This is a genomic window from Acidisoma cellulosilyticum, assembly GCF_020621385.1.
Lineage (GTDB): Bacteria > Pseudomonadota > Alphaproteobacteria > Acetobacterales > Acetobacteraceae > Acidisoma > Acidisoma cellulosilyticum.
Window position 1 is genome coordinate 101,847 of sequence record NZ_JAESVA010000002.1, and the last position, 18,106, is coordinate 119,952.

The 18,106-nt window shown below is 66.0% G+C and carries 18 protein-coding genes; 7 read left to right on the forward strand and 11 right to left on the reverse strand.

Annotation, left to right across the window (positions count from 1 at the left end; genetic code table 11):
- Complete coding sequence (locus tag ACELLULO517_RS04830) at window positions 1-396, forward strand: NUDIX hydrolase (RefSeq protein WP_227306178.1); 396 nt, start codon at window positions 1-3, stop codon at window positions 394-396.
- On the opposite strand, the gene ACELLULO517_RS04835 is transcribed toward ACELLULO517_RS04830, so the two are convergent.
- A complete protein-coding gene (locus tag ACELLULO517_RS04835) occupies window positions 386-1,273 on the reverse strand; it encodes a LysR family transcriptional regulator (protein WP_227306179.1) in 888 nt (295 codons plus the stop codon). The two genes, ACELLULO517_RS04830 and ACELLULO517_RS04835, sit on opposite strands and share 11 nt — an antisense overlap.
- Window positions 1,274-1,370: 97 nt before the next feature.
- On the opposite strand from ACELLULO517_RS04835, the gene ACELLULO517_RS04840 reads away from it, so the two are divergent.
- Window positions 1,371-2,153: an alpha/beta fold hydrolase gene (locus ACELLULO517_RS04840; protein ID WP_227306180.1), complete on the forward strand. Its 783-nt coding sequence runs from the start codon at window positions 1,371-1,373 to the stop codon at window positions 2,151-2,153.
- A gap of 177 nt (window positions 2,154-2,330) precedes the next feature.
- Here the strand turns inward: ACELLULO517_RS04840 and ACELLULO517_RS04845 are convergent, their stop codons facing one another.
- Window positions 2,331-3,554, reverse strand: a complete 1,224-nt coding sequence (locus ACELLULO517_RS04845; RefSeq protein WP_227306900.1) for an MFS transporter — start codon at window positions 3,552-3,554, stop codon at window positions 2,331-2,333.
- A 132-nt stretch (window positions 3,555-3,686) separates the two neighbouring features.
- Between ACELLULO517_RS04845 and ACELLULO517_RS04850 the strand changes: the two genes are divergently transcribed.
- Window positions 3,687-4,550, forward strand: a complete 864-nt coding sequence (locus ACELLULO517_RS04850; protein WP_227306181.1) for a DMT family transporter — start codon at window positions 3,687-3,689, stop codon at window positions 4,548-4,550.
- Window positions 4,551-4,552: 2 nt separating this feature from the next.
- Here the strand turns inward: ACELLULO517_RS04850 and ACELLULO517_RS04855 are convergent, their stop codons facing one another.
- The 3 genes from ACELLULO517_RS04855 to ACELLULO517_RS04865 form a co-directional block, all read right to left on the reverse strand.
- Window positions 4,553-5,437, reverse strand: coding sequence for an alpha/beta fold hydrolase (locus ACELLULO517_RS04855; RefSeq protein ID WP_227306182.1), 885 nt, complete (start codon window positions 5,435-5,437; stop codon window positions 4,553-4,555).
- 22 nt (window positions 5,438-5,459) lie between these two features.
- Window positions 5,460-6,074, reverse strand: coding sequence for a TetR/AcrR family transcriptional regulator (locus ACELLULO517_RS04860; protein WP_227306183.1), 615 nt, complete (start codon window positions 6,072-6,074; stop codon window positions 5,460-5,462).
- Between the two features lie 89 nt (window positions 6,075-6,163).
- Window positions 6,164-6,826: a glutathione S-transferase gene (locus ACELLULO517_RS04865; protein WP_227306184.1), complete on the reverse strand. Its 663-nt coding sequence runs from the start codon at window positions 6,824-6,826 to the stop codon at window positions 6,164-6,166.
- 185 nt (window positions 6,827-7,011) lie between these two features.
- Here ACELLULO517_RS04865 and ACELLULO517_RS04870 point away from each other — a divergent pair, with 185 nt between their 5' ends.
- Genes ACELLULO517_RS04870 through ACELLULO517_RS04880 form a run of 3 tightly spaced genes read left to right on the forward strand, consistent with a single transcriptional unit; the run spans window position 7,012 to window position 10,238 of the window.
- On the forward strand, window positions 7,012-7,503 hold the full coding sequence (locus tag ACELLULO517_RS04870) for a MarR family winged helix-turn-helix transcriptional regulator (protein WP_227306185.1): 492 nt from the start codon (window positions 7,012-7,014) through the stop codon (window positions 7,501-7,503).
- 2 nt (window positions 7,504-7,505) lie between these two features.
- A complete protein-coding gene (locus ACELLULO517_RS04875; protein ID WP_227306186.1) occupies window positions 7,506-8,651 on the forward strand; it encodes an HlyD family secretion protein in 1,146 nt (381 codons plus the stop codon).
- An 18-nt stretch (window positions 8,652-8,669) separates the two neighbouring features.
- A complete protein-coding gene (locus ACELLULO517_RS04880; protein ID WP_227306187.1) occupies window positions 8,670-10,238 on the forward strand; it encodes a DHA2 family efflux MFS transporter permease subunit in 1,569 nt (522 codons plus the stop codon).
- 73 nt (window positions 10,239-10,311) lie between these two features.
- On the opposite strand, the gene ACELLULO517_RS04885 is transcribed toward ACELLULO517_RS04880, so the two are convergent.
- The 5 genes from ACELLULO517_RS04885 to ACELLULO517_RS04905 form a co-directional block, all read right to left on the reverse strand.
- Entirely contained in the window at window positions 10,312-11,136 is an 825-nt protein-coding gene (locus ACELLULO517_RS04885) for an inositol monophosphatase family protein (RefSeq protein ID WP_227306188.1), read from the reverse strand.
- Window positions 11,133-12,440, reverse strand: coding sequence for a GTPase HflX (gene hflX / locus ACELLULO517_RS04890; RefSeq protein ID WP_227306189.1), 1,308 nt, complete (start codon window positions 12,438-12,440; stop codon window positions 11,133-11,135). The genes ACELLULO517_RS04885 and hflX overlap by 4 nt, the downstream gene beginning before the upstream one ends.
- A complete protein-coding gene (gene hfq, locus ACELLULO517_RS04895; RefSeq protein ID WP_227306190.1) occupies window positions 12,433-12,741 on the reverse strand; it encodes an RNA chaperone Hfq in 309 nt (102 codons plus the stop codon). The genes hflX and hfq overlap by 8 nt, the downstream gene beginning before the upstream one ends.
- Window positions 12,742-12,824: 83 nt before the next feature.
- A complete protein-coding gene (locus tag ACELLULO517_RS04900; RefSeq protein WP_227306191.1) occupies window positions 12,825-13,601 on the reverse strand; it encodes a WecB/TagA/CpsF family glycosyltransferase in 777 nt (258 codons plus the stop codon).
- Between the two features lie 3 nt (window positions 13,602-13,604).
- The gene (locus tag ACELLULO517_RS04905) at window positions 13,605-14,885 is read right to left on the reverse strand and encodes an outer membrane beta-barrel protein (protein ID WP_227306192.1); all 1,281 of its coding nucleotides are present in this window, start codon (window positions 14,883-14,885) and stop codon (window positions 13,605-13,607) included.
- Between the two features lie 69 nt (window positions 14,886-14,954).
- Between ACELLULO517_RS04905 and ACELLULO517_RS04910 the strand changes: the two genes are divergently transcribed.
- The gene (locus ACELLULO517_RS04910) at window positions 14,955-15,977 is read left to right on the forward strand and encodes an acyltransferase family protein (protein ID WP_227306193.1); all 1,023 of its coding nucleotides are present in this window, start codon (window positions 14,955-14,957) and stop codon (window positions 15,975-15,977) included.
- Here ACELLULO517_RS04910 and ACELLULO517_RS04915 read toward each other — a convergent pair.
- Window positions 15,962-18,061, reverse strand: coding sequence for a GumC family protein (locus tag ACELLULO517_RS04915; RefSeq protein ID WP_227306194.1), 2,100 nt, complete (start codon window positions 18,059-18,061; stop codon window positions 15,962-15,964). The two genes, ACELLULO517_RS04910 and ACELLULO517_RS04915, sit on opposite strands and share 16 nt — an antisense overlap.
- Window positions 18,062-18,106 lie beyond the last annotated feature (45 nt).

Below are 18,106 nucleotides of genomic sequence, written 5' to 3' on the forward strand. Positions count from 1 at the left end.
TTGTCCCTGCCTAGGGTCGGCTGCGGCGCGGCCATTCTGAAGGACGGGTTTCTGCTTCTGGTGCAGCGCCGCCGCGCACCGGAGGCCGGAAGCTGGGGCCTGCCCGGCGGCAAGGTCGATCCTTTCGAGCGCGTGGAAGACGCCGTTGCGCGCGAAATTGCCGAGGAACTCGGCATCCGCATCGAAGCCCGCCATTTGCTATGCATCGTCAACCAGATCGACGAAGCAGCCGGGGAGCATTGGGTGGCGCCGGTCTATCGCGTGGACCGCTTCGAAGGCGAGCCCAGGCTGATGGAGCCGGAGGCGCTGGCTGGTCTCGGCTGGTTCGCGCTGGATGACCTGCCCGCGCCGCTGACCGAAGCGACGCGGCAAGCGCTGGCGACCCTCAGGTTTTAGGCCCGAACCAGGCGGCCATGCTGTCGATGAAGCTGCGCAAGGTGGCAGCCATCAGCGCGCGATGCGGCACCAGCGCATGCAGCGGCAGATCGCGCAGGTGCCAATCGGGCAGAACCGCCACCAGCCGGCCTTCCGCGATCGCACGCTCAACCACGAAAGCCGGCGCCACCAGCAGCCCTTGGCCCAGCAAGGCCAGTTCGAGCAGAAAGCCGATATCGCTCGCCTGAACCCGACCGCTTACGGCAATGCTCTCAACCTTGCCGTCCGGCCCTGTCAGCGCCAGCCGGTCCGGCGTCGCGGTCTGGCTGTAGATCAGCATCTCCTGCCCCGAGAGATCGGCCGGCACCCGGATCGGCGGATGACCGGGCTTGGCCGCGATCAGCAGCGGAAAGGTCGCGAGCCGCCGGGCGATCAACCCGGAATCCGGCAAGGTGCCGAGACGCAGCGCGAGGTCGAACCCTTCGCCCAGGAGATCGACCCCACGCTCCGACAGATCCATCTGCAGCGTCACGTCCGGATAGCGGGCCATATAGGCATGGACGGCCGGCGCCAGGGCGCCGGTGCCGAAGGCGAGCGGTGCGGCAACCCGCAGCAGGCCGCGTGGCTCGGTCTGCTGCGCGCCGACCTCGGCCTCCGCCGCCGCGATCTCGTCCAGAACCGCGATGCAGCGCGCCAGATAGACCCGTCCGGCGTCCGTCAGGCTGAGCTGGCGCGTGGAGCGGTTGAGCAAGCGCAGGCCGAGCCGCGTCTCCAGATCGCGCAGATGACGCCCGGCCATTTCGGCGGAAAGCCCATGCCGACGCCCGGCCGCGGCAAGGCTGCCGTCCTCTACGGCCGTGCGGAACACCGCCATGCCGGTCAGCCGATCCAAGGCCATTACCTATCCTCAGTTCTGATCGTATCTGACAGACGGCTGATTATCAGTTTTCACATCCGGATGCATCTTCCGATGACCGCAAGCAAGGAGTTGGATCATGCATGACATCATCGAAACGGCCGGGGCAAAGATCGCGCTGACCGAACAGGGATCGGGCAAGACCGCGCTCGTCTTCCTGCATTACTGGGGTGGTTCCGGCCGCACCTGGCGGCATGTCGCCGCGCGCCTGGGCGACGCGCATCTGTTGATGCCCGATCTGCGCGGCTGGGGCGCCTCCGTCGCGAATGACGAGCGCTATGATCTGGACGCCATGGCCGATGATGTGGGGGCGGTGATCGCGGCCAAGGGACTGACACGCTTTGCCTTGGTCGGTCACTCCATGGGCGGCAAGGTCGCACAGATGCTCGCGATGCGCGGGCTTCCGGGTCTGGCCGGGCTGGTGCTGGTCGCCCCTGCCCCCACCGCGCCCATGCCGGTCCCAGCCGAAATCCGGGCGGCGATGCTGGCGTCCTACCAATCAGCCGAAGGCGTCGCTCAGGCGATCGGCGTGCTGACCCATGGCCCGCTGTCGGACGAGGACCGCGCCATGGTGACGGAGGATACGCTGGGCGGCGCGGACGGCGCGAAACGCGCTTGGCCCGAGACGGGCATGGTCGCCGATCTTGGCCAGGGGCTGAGCGCTTTCGACGGTCCTGTCACCATTCTGGTCGGCGCGGCCGACAAGGTCGAAAATCCGGACCGCCTGCGCGCCCTCTATGCCGCGCAGCTGCCGCAGGCGAAGTTCCGGGTCAACGCCGGCGCGGGCCATCTATCGCCGCTCGAAGCGCCCGATTCTGTGGCGGACGCCTGCCGCGACATGCTGGGCCGCCTCAGCGGTTAGAGCCCCGTCAGGTTTAGTTGGAAACGCCCCCAAGTCCGTCGCCCGCGGCCTGTCCGGCCGAGCCTCATGCCGCGGGTCTACCCGTTCCGGCGCCCAGACGCCGATGTGGCGCCGCGGCGGGTAGGTCCGCGGGACGAGCCCGCGGATGACGTATTATTTATTGAAACCTGACAGGCTCTAGCTCTCTGCGGGCAACCGGCGCACGGCGAGAATGAGGGAGATGCCCAAGGCCGCCGCGCCGACCGTCAAAACCGTGATCGCCGCGAAAAGACCGAAATGGTCGGCGATCACGCCGAGCAGGATGACGGGAAACAGATTGCCCAGATAGCCCGCGATATAGGTGAGCGAGACGATGGCCGCCCGCGCGCGCGCCGGGGCGCTGCGATTGCCGATGGCGGCGGAGGCCGAGAAGCCGCCGCCATAGCCCATGCCCGTGAATAGCGCGCCGAGACAGAATAACGCCGCCGACCCGACCGCAGCCCCGAGCGTCGCGAGCGTCAGCCCGATGATCGAACAGCTTGCCGCCGCCATCAGCAGCCGGCGCGGCGGCATATTGCGGCCGCCGAGCTGAACGCAGCCGGCCACGATCTGGAACCCGGCGACCGTCAGCGCCGCCATGCCCGGGTCGCGAATGCCGGCCAGCTGGCGGGCGAAGATCGCGCCGAGCGCCAGGAAGCAGCCGCCAACCATCCAGGCCGTCACCATGCCGGCGCAGGAAATCCAGAATCCGACCCCGGCCTCGCGGATCATCAGCGCCATCGAGGGTTTGGCGGGGGATGAATGATGGGCCGTCGCGGGCAGCACATCGCGCGGCGCCCAGGGCACCAGAAGCAGCATGACGATGACGGCGCCGGAGACGACGATGATCGTCAGAAAGGCCAGCAGCGTTGGGATGAAATTGGCTTCCAAGGCGGCAGCCGTGATGACGATGCCGCTCGTGATGCCGGCGGTGACGGCGACGGTCGCCATGACGGCGGCCCGCACGCGATCCCGCAGGGGATCGAGTTCCACCAAAGCGGCGGTCGCCGGCCCGATGATGCAGCCCGTGCCCATGCCGGCAAAGAAACGACCGACGAGCAGCAGCGGCACGGAGCCCGCGATCGCCATCAGCACGCTGCCCAGGACCGAACAGCCGAGCGCCAGGATCAGCAGCACGCGGCGATCCGCAATGCGATCGGACAAGCGGCCGAGCAGGAACAAGGCCGCCACCGTGCCGAGCGAATAGGCGCCGTAAATGACGGTCAGCATCATATGGTTCAAATGCATATGCTGCTGATAAAGGCCGTAGATCGGCGAAGGCGCGCTGCTGCCGGCCATGGCGATGGCGACCGCCAGGATGACGACGCATCTTGCCGGCAGATATCTGGGGCTGCCGCTGCCCGTCATCGCCACAGCCTGCATATTCAACACGCAGTTCTCTCTAGATCCTCTGTGCCTAGAGCATGACTAGGTCAGAAGAGAAAGGGGTTGGCGCGCGTCCGCCCTGCATTGGCCACCGGATGACAGCCATCCGGCCCCTCGCTAGCAGGTGCCATGGCGATCACATTGGGGCTGCTCGCCGCGATTCTGTGGGGTGTCGCGGATTTTCTGGCGCGCTTCTCCGCGCGGGGGCTCGGCCCCTGGCGCTCGACCTTCTATGGCCAGATCCCCGGCTGCCTGATCTTTTCCGTCTGCCTCATCTTCATCCCGGCCTTTCGCCATCCGGCCCTGGCCGCACCCCATGCCTATTGGGGTCTCGCCCTTCTGGCGGCCGCCATCAATACGGTGTCGAACTACGCGATGGTGCGCGGCTTGATCGTCGGCGCTTTGTCCCTGGTCGTCCCGGTGGTCGCGAGCTATGGCGCGGTCTCCACCGTCCTGGCCGTGCTGACGGGGGAGCATCTGGCGCTGCCGGCCGCCATCGGCATTGCGCTGACCGTGCTCGGCATCGCCGTCACCGCCATGCGGCGCGGTGCCCGCACAACCGACCCTCATCATCGTGGCGCTGGCATCGGCTGGGCGGTGCTGGCCGCCTTCGGCTACGGCACCGCGCTTTGGCTGCAAGGGCGTTTCGTGATGCCGCATATGGGGCCGGTGGCGCCGCTCTGGATCGGTTCGCTATCCTCGATCCTGCTTGCCATCACGGTCGCCACGGTCCGGCGCCATAATCTGATGCCGCCACCCGCCCGGCTGATGCCCTATACGTTCGGCTATGGCACCCTGACCGGCTTCGCTTTTCTTTGCCTCGCCCTCGGCCTCGCGACCGGGCAGGTCGCCATCGTCGCGGTGCTGAGTTCGCTTTGCAGCACCATCACCGCGATCCTCGGCTTCGCGCTGCTGAAGGAAAGGCTGACGGCGCGGCAATGGAGCGGCATTCTGCTCATTCTGGTCGGGGTCGGGCTGATCAACGTCCGTTAGCGCTAGCCGAAGAAGCGTAGCAGGTGATCGACGACCGCCTGCGGCTGTTCCTCGGGCAGAAAATGCCCGCAGCGAGTCAGGCGCGCGCCGCTGATATCGGCGGCATAGGGGCGCAGCGGTTCCGCCATATCCGGGATCGAGCCCTGATCGGCACTGAGGGCGAGCACCGGCATCGGCAGCTTGCCCTGGGCCGCGAGCGCATGGTTCTGCACGGCTGACAGGGACGCGGCGCGATAGAAGGCCAGCCCCGCCCGCAAGGCGCCGGGCTGGGTGAAGATGCGCTCATATTCATCGAGATCGGTTTCGCTGAAGCTGAAGGGATCGACCGCCTTCCGGCGCAGAAACCAGTCGAGATAGACCCGCTCCCGCCCTGCGATCAGCAGTTCCGGCAGATCGGGGATGGCGTGGAAGGGAAAATGCCAGGTCCGCCAGGCGCGGTCGGGCGCCGTGGGCAGGCTGTCCGGCAGGGTCACGCCCGGAATGCCGGCATCCATCAGCACCAGCCGAGTCACCTCGGACGAGAAGCGCAGCGCATAGGGAAAGGCGACCCAGGCGCCGACATCATGGGCGACGAGCCCATAGCCGTTCCGCGACAGGCCGATCTGCCGCAACAGGTCATGCAGGATCTCGGCAATCGTTCCGGTGTCATAGCCGTCCGCCGGCTTGTCGGAATCGCCCTGGCCGGGAAGATCGATCGCGATGACCCGGAAGCGCCCGGCCAGCAGTGGCATCACGCGCCGCCAAGCGTACCAGCTTTCCGGATAGCCCGCGATCAGAACCAAGGGCGCCGCCCGGTCATCGCCGCCCGCGACGTAATGCAGGCGCAACCCCCGCACGGTCTCGAAATGATGGGCAAAGCCTTCGGGCGCCGCCGCACGATCACGCATGATCCATTCCTTTCCGTCGGTTTCAGTCGAGCGTTTTCAGGGCCATGGCGATGAAGCCGATGCGGTCGCGCGGTTCGCGCAGCTTGCCCAGAACCCGGATGCCCTGCAGCAAAGCGAGCAGCACATCGGCGGCCGCCGGCACATCAAGATCCAGCCGAACGGAGCCGTCCGACTGCCCCTCGCGCAGCAGATCGCACAGCCGCGTTTCATTCGCGCCGATAGCCTCCGCCAAGGCGGCCCGCTGCGTCGCGTCGAGCCCCGAGGCCTCGGCCAGGCTGGCCACCACCAGACAGCCGCGCCGGCCTTCCGCGCCGCTGGCGGCTTCCAGATAGAGGTCGAGCAAGGTCGCGATACGCGCCCGCCCGGTCTCCACCCCGGCCAGTCGCGCGGTGACGGTCGTCTGGCGTTCTTCCAGGTAGCGGGCGAAGGCCGCCGCGAAAATGTCCTTCTTGTCGCGGAAAGCCTTGTAGAGGCTGCCGACGGTCAGCCCCGTGCCGCGACTGATGACATCGATCGAAGCCGCCTGATAGCCGCGCTCCCTGAAGACGAGGACCGCGCGGTTCACCGCGTCCGCCATATCGAAGCTGCGCGGGCGGCCCGCTGTCCGTGCTTGGGTCAGGTTTGTTTTCTGGCTCATGAGAAGACATTAGGAAATGATCATTCTATAATCAAGCCACAAAAAAGGGCGCCGCAGCGCCCTTCCTGTCGGTCCGGTTTTCCCGGGGCTTAGCGCAGGTTTTCGTATTTCTCGATCTTCCACTCGTCCGGCTCTTCGGCGGCGGCCTTGTACCAGGCATCGACCAGCGGATGCTGGCGCACGGCCTCGCAATACTCCTGGCTCGTGGTCTTGAGCGGCGGCTGGTAGGTGAGGAACCGCGCGACGATCGGCGCGAACATGATATCGGCGCCGGTGAAACGCTCCCCGAACAGAAAGGGCCCGCCCTCGCCGAATTCGGCCTTGGCTTCCGCCCAGATGTGTTCGATGCGGGCGATATCGTCCAGCGCGAATTCCGTCTGGCCAAGGCCGGCGTAATCGTCGCGGCCGAGATTCATCGGCATGGCCTGACGCAGCGCGCGGAAACCCGCATGCATCTCAGCGGCGACGGCCCGCGCCAAGGCCCGCGCACGGCGCTTTTTCGGCCAAAGCGTCTGGTCGAACTCCGCGCAATATTCAATGATCGCAAGGCTTTCCCAGATGCGGGCGCCGTTATGCTCCAGATAAGGGACCAGACCGCTCGGCGACTGCGCCTTCACGGCCTCGGTCTGGCCACCCTGGAGAGGAATGACGACTTCCGACACGTCCAGCCCTGCGGCCGCGACGGGCAGCCAGCCCCGCATGGACCAGGAGGAATAGCGACGCGAGCCGATAACAAGCCGACCGTCACTCATGGATCTTCACTCCGCTCTTGCGCGGCCAGAAACATCATCGATAGCCCTCGGGGCAAGGGCCAGCAGCGCATGCCCCTCCCCCTGTCTCCGTCTGTCTCGGCAATGTCATTCATAACATCGTTGCTAGAGTGCTCATAACCGCATCGCATCTATCGATATAATAACAGGCGTTATAATATCTCGCGATGGCCAATTACCCCCAGGAGGAAGATGTCCTCTTCCTCATCGGCGATATCGCGCGGCTGATCGGCGTCTATGCCGATCGCATTGCGCGGACGCGCGGCATGTCCAAGGCGCAATGGGTTCTGCTGATCAAGCTCGCCCAAAATCCCGGCCTCTCGCAGAAAGACCTCGCCCAGATGATGGCGGTGGAGCCGATTACGGTCGGCCGCCTGGTCGACCGGCTGGAAAGCCACGGCCTGGTGGAACGGGTGCCGGACGAGCAGGACCGTCGCGTCTGGCGCTTGCAACTGCTGCCCGCCGCCGAGCCTGTCTTGGCGGAACTGGCCGAACGCCGCCGCGAAATCGTCACGATGATCGGCCAGGGCATTGACGATACAACCATCGCCACCATGCGGGCCGGCATGGTGCGGATCAAAACGAATGTTTCCCACGCGCTGAAGGGCGGCGACAGCTTCCCGCAGCCCATAACCGACAGCACCAAAGCAGCAGTCTGAGCATGAACCAGATCTCTACGCGCGATCGCACCACGGCCGATGCCGGTGAGGCCAGAAAGGCCGAAGCCAGCGCCCCGCCCCCGCCGCCCGCGCAGTCGACGCCCACCAAGCCGGCGCGCCGCAAGCGCAGCGTCCTGCGCCCGATCCTGATGCTGGGCGGCATTGCCGTCGTCATCGTCGGCAGTGGCTATGTCTGGCTGACCGGCGGCCAGTATATCTCGACCGATGACGCCTATGTGCAGGCGGCCGAAGTGAATGCCACGACCGATGTTTCCGGCATCGTCTCCCGCGTGCTGGTGCATGAGGGCGAGCATGTGACGACCGGCCAGGTTCTGTTCCATCTCGGCGAGCATCATTTCCAGATCATGGTGGACGGCGCCAAGGCCAAGCTGGCCCAGACCGCGGAGACGCTGAACGCCTCCAAGGAAGACTATCAGCGTATGCTGAAGGACGTGGATACGGCCTCGGCTCAGGTCGCGCAGGACCAGGCCGATTTCGGCCGCTACGCCTCGCTCATCCATAGCGGCGGCGTCACCCGCGCCGAATATGACGACGCCCATTTCAAGCTGATGGCCGATCAGTCGCGCTTGGAATCCTTGCAGGAACAGGCCAAGACGCAGCTCGCCAAACTGGGCGGGGATATCACCACGCCGGTCGAGCAGTTGCCGGATTACCTCAGCGCTCAGGCCGATGTCGCGGAAGCGGAGCGCCAGCTTGACCACACCATCGTCCGCGCGCCCTTCAACGGCATCGTGACGAATGTGGAAAACCTCCAGCGCGGCCAGTATCTGACGGCCGCCGCCTCCGCCTTCGGCATCGTCTCCACCGACGATGTCTGGGTCACGGCGCAGTTCAAGGAAACGCAGCTTACGAATGTGCGGCCGAACCAGGCGGTAACGATCACGGTCGATTCCTATCCCGGCGCGAAATGGACCGGCATCGTGGACAGCATCTCACCGGCGTCCGGCAGCCAATTCTCCCTCCTGCCGGCCGAAAACTCCTCCGGCAACTGGGTGAAGGTCGTGCAGCGTATTCCGATGCGCGTGAAGATCACCGGCGGGCCGAAGGATCTGCCGCTGCGTGCGGGCATGAGCGTCGAGGTTTCGGTCGATACCGGACATAAGCGCCATTTCTCGGATCTCTGGTAAGCGCGCGAAAGCAAGACAATGTCCGCGACCGTCGCCAATCCCATTCCGTTGCATGAGCGCATCACGCCGCTGACGCGGACCATCGTCACCATCTGCGTCATGCTGGCGACGCTGATGCAGGCGCTGGACAGCACGATCGCGAATGTCGCCTTGCCCTATATGCAAGGCACGCTCTCGGCCAATTCCGACCAGATCAACTGGGTGCTGACCTCCTATGTCGTCGCCGCCGCCATCATGACGGCGCCGGTCGGCTGGATGAGTGCGCGCTTCGGCACCAAGAACGTGCTGACGGTCAGCCTGATCGGGTTCACCGTCACATCCATGCTGTGCGGTGTCGCCGGCAGCATCGGCGAAATGGTGATCTTCCGCTTCCTGCAAGGCGTCTTCGGCGCGGCCTTGGTGCCGCTGTCGCAATCGACACTGCTCAATATCTATCCGATCGAGAAGCGCGGATCGGCGATGTCGATCTGGGGCATGGGCGTCATGCTGGGCCCCATTTTGGGCCCGACGCTCGGCGGCTATCTGACCGATCTCTATAACTGGCGCTACGTCTTCTTCGTCAATCTGCCCTTCGGCATTCTGGCGACGATCGGCGTCATCATCTTCATGAGCAAGGATGACGACAAGCCGGTGCCGGGCTTCGACTGGACGGGTTTCGCCATCCTCGGCATCGCGCTGGCTGGATTGCAGCTCGCCCTCGACCGTGGCGAGACCAAGGACTGGTTCGGCTCGAACGAGGTCATCTGCGAAACGGTGATCGCGGCGCTCGGCTTCTATCTGTTCACCGTCCATATGCTGACGTCGAACAAGCCGCTGCTGCCGAAAGGCATCTTCACCGACCGCAATATGCTCAGCGCGATCCTGATGATGTTCCTGGTCGGGCTTGTGCTGCTGTCGAGTTCGGCGCTGCTGGCCCCGTATTTGCAGCGCCTCTCCGGCTATTCCGTGCGCTCGGCCGGGTTGGAGATGGCGCCGCGCGGCTTCGGCACCATGGCCGCGATGATGATCTGCGGGCGCCTGGGCACCAAGGTCGACGTGCGCTTGCAGATGCTGGTCGGCATCGTGCTGCTGTTGCTGTCGCTGTATTGGATGACGCTGTGGACGCCGGACGTGTCCAGCAACTGGATCATCACCGTCATCGTCGTTCAGGGTTTCGGTATCGGCGCGGTCTTCATGCCGCTGCAGATGATCGCCTTCGCGACGCTGAACCCGGCGCTGCGCGGCGACGGCGCTGCGGCGATGAGCCTGACGCGTAACGTCGGCATGGCGATCGGCACCTCGGTCAGCTCAGCCATCGTGACGCAGATGTCGCAATACGAGCATGCGGTGCTGAGCTGGTTCATCACGCCCTTCGCGCATCCCTTCACCACTAATGCAATGCGCATGCTTGACCCGACGACGTCGCTGGGTGCGCAGCAGATGGACGCGATGATCCAGCGCCAGGCCAGCATCATCGGCTATGGCGATGCTTTCAAGGCGCTGATGATCAGTTCGGTGCCTTGCCTGTTCCTGCTGCTGCTGATGCGCAAGCCCAAGGCTGCGCCGAAGCCCGCCGAGCCGGGCGAGACGCATATGGCGATGGATTGACCGGGCGCGGGGCGACGCCGGTCAGCGCTCGGGCAGCGCCGCCTTTGGCTTCAAAGCGGCGGCGCTGGTGCCCCTACCCGATCAGCGCGCGCACCAAGTCCCAGGCCGCGCGGTCGGGCGCGAGGATGATACCGCCCGTCGTCTCGCAAGGCGTATAGGGCGTGCCGTCCAGCCGCGCGGAATAACCGCCGGCCTCCCGATGGATCAGCCAGCCGGGTGCGTGGTCCCAGGGCATCATGCGCGCGAAAACTGCCACATGGGCGAAGCCTTGCGCCAGCAGCCGGTATTCATGCGCCGCGTTGCGATAGTCCCAGCTGGTCGCGACGCGCGGCAGATTGTGCAGCAGCGTCGTCCGCTGCGGCTCCGGCATATAGCGCCAGCCGAAAGCCCCGGTCATCTGCGCCACCGGCACGCTGTCCGCGACCTTAAGGTCTGTGCGGCCGCCGGACGGTTTCTCCATCCACGCGCCCTCCCCCCGCAACGCGAGTGCGGCGTCATCGCCGATCGGGTCATGTATGATGCTGGCGACGATCTCGCCCCGCACGATCGCGGCCGCCATGACGCCGAACAGCGGCAGGCCGGCGGCGAAATTCGCCGTGCCGTCGATCGGGTCCAGCACGAAGGCGAGATCGGCATCGCGGATCTGGGTGAGCAAAGACGGATCGGCCGCCGTCGCTTCCTCGCCCACCACCAGCGCACCGGGGAAAAGCTTGTGGATGCGGGCCGTGATGAAACGCTCCGCCGCCTCATCCGCGTCCGTCACCAGATCCAGCGGACCGGATTTGGTGCGCACGCCGCAGCTATCGAACTGACGGAAACGGGGCAGGATTTCCTGCGCCGCCGCTTCCCGCATGACGCCCCACAGCTCCGCCAGCTGGGCGGCCGACAGGCCCCTCATGCCCCTACTCCAGACATCGCCTCGAATTTCGCCCGATCGGCGGGCAGCATACGAACAGTCAAGCGGATCGCCTCCTCCTGATCTTCCCGCGCCAGCACCTCCCCATGACGGTAGAGCCAGGCGAGCTTTGCCCCGTCCGAGACAGGGATATCGAAAGAGGCCACTTCCTTGGCACTCGCCAGCCGCTCGTCAATCACGACGCGCAGCAGATCCAGCCCCTCTCCACTCAAGGCAGAGATAGGCACGGCCGCGCCACCTTCCACCATCCCCGGCACAGCGCTGATGCCACCCAGAAGATCGGCTTTGTTGAGCACGTCCAGCGTGCGGCGCGGCCAATCCGCGTCCAGGCCGCCGTCGCGCACCATGGTATTCAGCACGCCCAGCACATCGGCCTTCTGCGCGGCCGTATCGGGATGGGCGATATCGCGCACATGCAGGATGATATCGGCCTCGGCGACCTCTTCCAGCGTCGCGCGGAAGGCGGCCACCAGCTCGGTCGGCAGATCGCTGATGAAACCCACGGTATCGGATAGGATCGCCGGCCGGCCCGAGGGCAGCGCGATCGTGCGCATGGTCGGGTCCAGCGTCGCGAAAAGCTGGTCCTGGGCGTGGACGGTCGCACCCGTCAGCGCGTTGAACAGCGTCGATTTACCGGCATTGGTATAGCCGATGAGAGCGACGATCGGGTAAGGCGTGCGGCGCCGCGCTTCCCGGTGCAGCCCGCGCGTGCGGCGCACCTCCTCGATCTCGCGCTTCAGCTTGGCCATGCGCACCGCGATCATGCGGCGATCCGCTTCGATCTGGGTCTCACCGGGGCCGCCGAGGAAGCCGAAGCCACCCCGCTGACGCTCCAAATGGGTCCAGGACCGCACCAGCCGGGACCGCTGATAATCCAGATGCGCCAGCTCGACCTGCAGCGCGCCTTCCTTGGTGCGCGCACGCTCACCAAAGATATCAAGGATCAGGCCGGTCCGGTCGATCACCTTGCAGCCCCAGGCCTTTTCTAGATTGCGCTGCTGCACCGGACTCAGCGCCGTATCCATGACGACGAGGTCGACCTCATGCGTCTTCAGGTCGGCATGCACCATTTCGACCTGGCCTTCGCCCAGCAGGGCGGACGGCCGGCGGCGGCGCAGCGGCATGATGGCGGAATGCACGATGACCAGGCCGATGGACGCGGCGAGGCCCATGGCCTCGGCAAGCCGCGCCTCTGCGGAACGGCGGCTGTCAGAGACCTCCTCCCGTTCCCAAGGCAGGATGACGGCAGCCCTTGTCGGGGCGCCGCCAGCGACCCGTTCACTCATACGCGGCCGATGCGCCGCCGACCGAAAGCACGTCACGGGACGGCGTAGCGGCAGTCCCTTCAGGCTTTCCGACCGGATCGAAGAGCTGGATCGGCGCGCCCGGCATCACGGTGCTGATCGCGTGCTTGTAGACGAGCTGGGTATGCCCATCCCGCCGCAGCAGGACGGAGAAGTTGTCAAACCAGGTGATGATGCCTTGCAGCTTCACACCGTTCACCAGAAACACCGTAACCGGCGTCTTGTTCTTTCGCACATGGTTCAGGAACACGTCCTGAACATTCTGCGCTTTATCAGTGGCCACCGACCTATCCTTTTTGTTGTTGCCTTAACCGCATCATTGTTCACGCCCTTATGCGTGGCAGGCGTGCTGATGCAAAAGCTGTACTACACCGGGGGGTCTGGCATCCAGCTTGGGGGCCTCACCTCGCGGCTTTGTCGTCGCTCATCGACCAAAAACCGCAAAATCGCCCAATCATCAACTAGATAGCGCTTCCATAGACGTTCCGGCTCGGCGGCCAAGCGGAACAGCCATTCCGCGCCGAGCCGGCGCATAAGCCGTGGCGCGCGACATTTGCGCCCCAACCAGAAGTCGAGCCCGGCGCCGATGCAAAGCCCGATGCCGGTCGCGTCTTCCCCGGAAGCTATTGCTTGCGCAAGCATTTCCTGAACCGGCGAGCCGAGGGCGAGCAGCGTGAACCGCGCCGGATGGCTGCTCGCGAAGGCCAGGGCGGCGGCGAAAGCGTTCTGGTCCTGCAACAGGCCCATGGGCGGTGCGTGATGCGCGATATCGACGTCGGGAAGGCGATCATGCAGTGCAGCCAAGCCCTCAGAGCAGAGGCCGATGACCGTCAAGCGGTCTCCGGCGCGCAGATGCCGGTCGAGAAGGATGGCCAGAATATCGGCACCTGTCGCAACCGCGGGCAAATGCAGGCCGAGCAGCCGGGCAGCCTGGGCAATTGCTCGCGAATCGAGGGAGCGCCAGGTCGCTTGTGCATAGAGGCTCGAAAGGATCGGCTGGCGGCGCAGACGCACGAAGTGATCGGCATTGGGCGTCACCAAATAGGCGAAAGGGGCGGAGGGCGGACGCGCCGCCATTAACGCCGCGATGGCCTCCGCTTCCATGTCGAGCAGCCTCAGCCCGAGGAGCGAGACCTCCCGCATCGCTTAAAGCCCCGCGGTGATGGAGAGCAGAACGGCATCCTCGGCATAAGGGTCGGTCGTGACACCGCGATGGGTGCTGAGCGTCACATCCGCGTTGACGCGCAGCATGGCGTTGACAAGCCAAAGCAGGCCGGTGCGGCCGGTGACGATGGTCTGGTTGGGGCTATCGGCATAGGTCGCCCGCTCGATATCGCTGCCGAGATGGAGAATGAGATGGCGGTTGATTTCCTGGTCCAAGGCCAGGCCGCCGATGGTCGCAACATAGCCGCCGACCCCTTCCTGCTGCGCGTCTTCGATCTTGCGAAAGAGCGCCGCATGCCAGGTAGTCAGCGCGCTCGGCTGCCAGGTCAGCGCCATCTCGGCGAGCGGCACGGTCTGGTTGAGATAGGCCTGGCTATAGACGCGCTTGCCGAAGCCGAGTGCGACGCGCCAGCCCCAAATACCGTCGAGATCATGCTCGACTCCGAGCAGTGCCGATCCGCCGATGAAGTCCCTTGGCGGCTGACCGAAACTCTCGTTCGGATAATGCGCGCCGGCACCGCGCAGAATGAGTTGCAGCCGGTTCGGGTCCTGAAAACCCATGATGCCGTAGGAGAGTGCCAGCCCCACCTCTCCCACCAGCCGGTCACGATAGGATTGCGGCGCCGGGATCTGGTCGATCGTCGCATTGCCGAAGGTGAAGCGCGTCAGAGCGACGCTCGGCTCAAGCGTCAGCCGCGCGGGCGGCGTCAGGGCGCTGAGCCGCAGCACATCGACATGATAGGATAGCGGCGTGTCGTATTCTGCCGCGTCCAGCCCGTTATCGTTCTCATGCAGGGCGAAATGCGCGACTGCCGCCGTCACGCGGCAATCGGCGATATCGACGGTGCCGCCGATCGCCGCCGTCCAATCCGTGGTCGACTGATCGGGCGCCTGCAGATAGCGCGCGTTGGTGGCGGAGGCGACCGCGCCCAAGGTCGTGCCGCCGTCGGTCGAGGTCAACGTGACGGAGGGCGCGGTGGTGACGATCCAGCTCGGCCGCTGGCCGGCCAGGATAGCGCTGTCATAACCGGTGCTCTCGGTCACTTCCGGGTGCAGAAGCTCGGCGCCGAGGGGAATATTCTGCCAGGCCGTATCGGTCTGGATACGCGACGTGACGGAGACGCCGGCCGCCGTATCGAAACCCGGCACGTCGCGCGGATAGGCGTTTTCAATAAGCTGCGCCTGCGCTTCATGCATCGGCAGAACCGGTCCCAGAAGAGCCAGCACGACGCGCAGAGACCCTGTCAGGCGGCTTTGGCGCAAGGCGATATCCGGTCAAGAAATCCTCGCCTCAATCTGGTCAATTCATATCGATAACGATACTAATATTTTATGAATGAGCGCAATTGGCGACGGCGGGATATCGATCGCGGTAAGACACTGGGCGTCTTGCTGGTGGTGCTCGGCCATCTCGTCGCGCGACAGGACCCGGTCGGCCAAGGCTGGGGATCGGCTTGGTACGAGCCGCTGCGGGCCGCGCTGTACAGTTTCCACATCCCCTTTCTGTTCTATCTCAGCGGTTACACGGCCGGCTGGTCAGGGGCTGCCAGCCTCACCGGCCGCGCGTATCGCGCCATGCTCGGCCGGCGCGCGAAGCATTGGCTGCTGCCGGCGCTGCTATTTGGTCTGGCGGTCGCCTGCGGCAAAGTGGCGCTGCACCCGCTGATGCCGGTCGATCATGCGCCCGCGTCACTTGGGGCCGGGCTGCTCGCGCTGGTTTGGCAGACTGACCAAAGCCCGGCGCAATCCGTCTGGTATCTGGTCGTTCTGTTCGGTTTCGCGGCCTTAGTGCCGGTCATGCGGCAGCTGACGGGCGCGGGCATTCTGCCGCTTCTGCTGCTGTGCCTGCCCCTGATGGCGCTGCCTTTGCCGCCGGTGCTCTATGCCGACCGCTTTCTGCTCTATCTGCCCTTCTATCTGGCGGGGCTGCTGGCGGCCGAGCAGGATCGGCCCTGGTGCCGGTTTCTGGACAAGGCGCGCTGGCCCTTGATGCTGATCTTTCTGGCGGTTCTTCCGGTCCTCATGCTGCGTGCCGCGTCCTGGCCGAGGCCGGAAACCATGCTGGGCGCTAGCCTGATCGCCTTGCCCGCGCTGCATGCGATGATCCGGCGGTTATGGCTGCCCTTGCTGCGGGCGCTGGACCGCCTCGGCCCTTATGCCTTCGCGATCTATCTGCTCAACACGGTCTTCATCGGTCTGGCCAAGGCAGCGCTGCTGCAGATTCTGCCCTGGACTGCCGCGTCCTTTGCCGTTTACGCCCCGGTGCTGATGGCAGCCGGCGTCCTGGGACCAATCCTGGCCGCGCGGCTGTGGCGCGAGTGCAACCGCAATCCAGCGCTTCAGCGGCGGATATAGGCAGCGTAAGCGCGCGCGCCGATCTCGGCCTCCGGAAAGCCACGGATGGCTCGCGCATTCGGGTCCAACTGCGTCAGGACAGCGGCGATGGGCCGCGCGTTGGGCAAAGCCAGAAGCCTGCGGGCATGCGCCGCCAGACGTTGCGGCGTGCGGCGCCATTGCAGGCAGAACAGCACGGCCTCGGCCAGATCGGCGAGCGCCAGGGCATCGGCGCTCGCCTGCACCGGCGGCGCGTCGAGGATGATGAGATCGAAATCCCGTCGCCCGCTTTCCCGCGCCAGAACGCCGCGCAGGGCCGTGGGGGTGGTGTCGCCATGATCCCCCATCGGCAGGATCGCACAGCCCGAGAGCGCATCGCGCGACAAGGCGCCCGCCGTCCGATCGCCACCCCCGTCGCGCGATCCTGCGAGAACCATGCGGCTGAGATTGGGCCTGGCGCGGTCGCCGTCGATCAGCAGCACGCGCTCGCCGCCCATCGCCGCGCGCCGGGCGAAAGCGAGGGCGAAGGTCGATTTCCCCTCGCCCGGCCGGCTGGAGGTCACGGCGATGACGCGCGGATCGCCGAGCGTCAGACGCAGCCGCGCCCGCAGACTGTCCAGTTGGCGGGCCGCCAGCCCGCCATCCGCGACCAGCGCGCGCGCCACATCCCGTCGCGCCCGGCCCTTGATCAGCGGCAGGCTGCCGATGACCGGCAGAGCGAGGGCCGCCTGCACTTCCGCCTCCGTGCGGAAGGTGAGCTGGCCGGCTTCGCGCAGCCAGGCAAGGCCCAGCCCCGTCGCCAGGCCCGCCAGGACGCCTGCCGCCATCAGCAGCATGACCTTCGGTGAGGATGGGGTGAGAGGCGGCTCGGCGCGGGACAGGATGCGCGCATCGGGCGTCTGAATGGCCGCCTGCTGCGCCGTCCGATCCATCTGGGCGAGCAGCGTCTGCCGCAGCTTGCGCGTGGCATCCGCCTCCTGCTCCATCGCGGCCAGCGGTCCCTCGGCCTGTGCTTCCGCCACACCTTCGGCTTTGAGGAGGAGAAGGCTCTGGCGCAGGCTGGCAAGCCGGGCCGAGGCCGCATCGGCGTCACCCGCGACATCCGCATGCACCGCCGCCATCTCGGACCCGGTCGCGGCCTGCAAGGTCGCCAATTGCTCCCGCAGCGCGCGGACCTGCGGATGATTGGGGCCAAGCCGCGTGCGCGCGGCATCCAGCTGCGCCTGTACCTGGGCCTGGGCCAAGCGCATGGCGACGACATTCTGCGCGACGCCGGCCGCACGGCCGCCGCTCGCGGTCTGTTTTGCGTCCGCGCCAGCCAAATCGTTCTCGGCCCGCATCAACTCCGCGCCCAGCGCCGACATCTGTTCCGTGCCGATGCGCGCCTGCACGCCCTGGGTCAGCCCGTTCGCCGCGCGGTAACGCGCAAGGGCGGCCTCCTCGGTCAGCAGCTTCGCGTTCAGCGCCGCGGCCCGCGCCTGCATCCAGGCATCGGCGGCGTTCAAAGCCCCTGTCTTGGCCGCGAGCTGATCGGCGAGATAAAGGTCCAGGATCAGGTTCACGGCAGAAGCCGCGACAGTCGGGTCGCGGGCCGTGAAGGAGACGGAAAAGACCCGCGAAGCGTCGACCGGCGAGACGCTGATCGCTTTCAGGACGGCGGCATCGACCGCATGCGGCTGCTCGGCCAAGGGGACGGTCGGGCTTGGCCGGAAGCCTGACCGGCGGCCGAGGTCCAGCGCTTGCGCCATACGATGCGCGATGGTGCCGCTGGCCAGAATCGCCGCCTGGCTCGCCACCACGGTATCGGTCGTGGGATCGCTTTTGACGATGCTTTGCAGAACATCGGGCGTATAGCCGGCAGGGTCGTACAAAACCTTGCCGCTGGCGGTATAAAGCACCGGCATGCGGCTGAGGGCGATGCCGGTGATGCCAGGGATCAGGACTAGCGGCAGCAGGATCGCCCAAAGCTGCCGCCCGATGACGCCCAGCACCCGGTCCAGCATGGCGCCATGGGCATCCTTGCCCGCCGCTGACGCCGCGCCGGTCTGCGCGGTCTCTCCCCAGCCGCGTCCGAGATAGAGACGCCCGTCCGCGTCGTCCAACACGCAGTCCCTCCCGCTTAGCCAATAGATGCAATATCGCAACATATA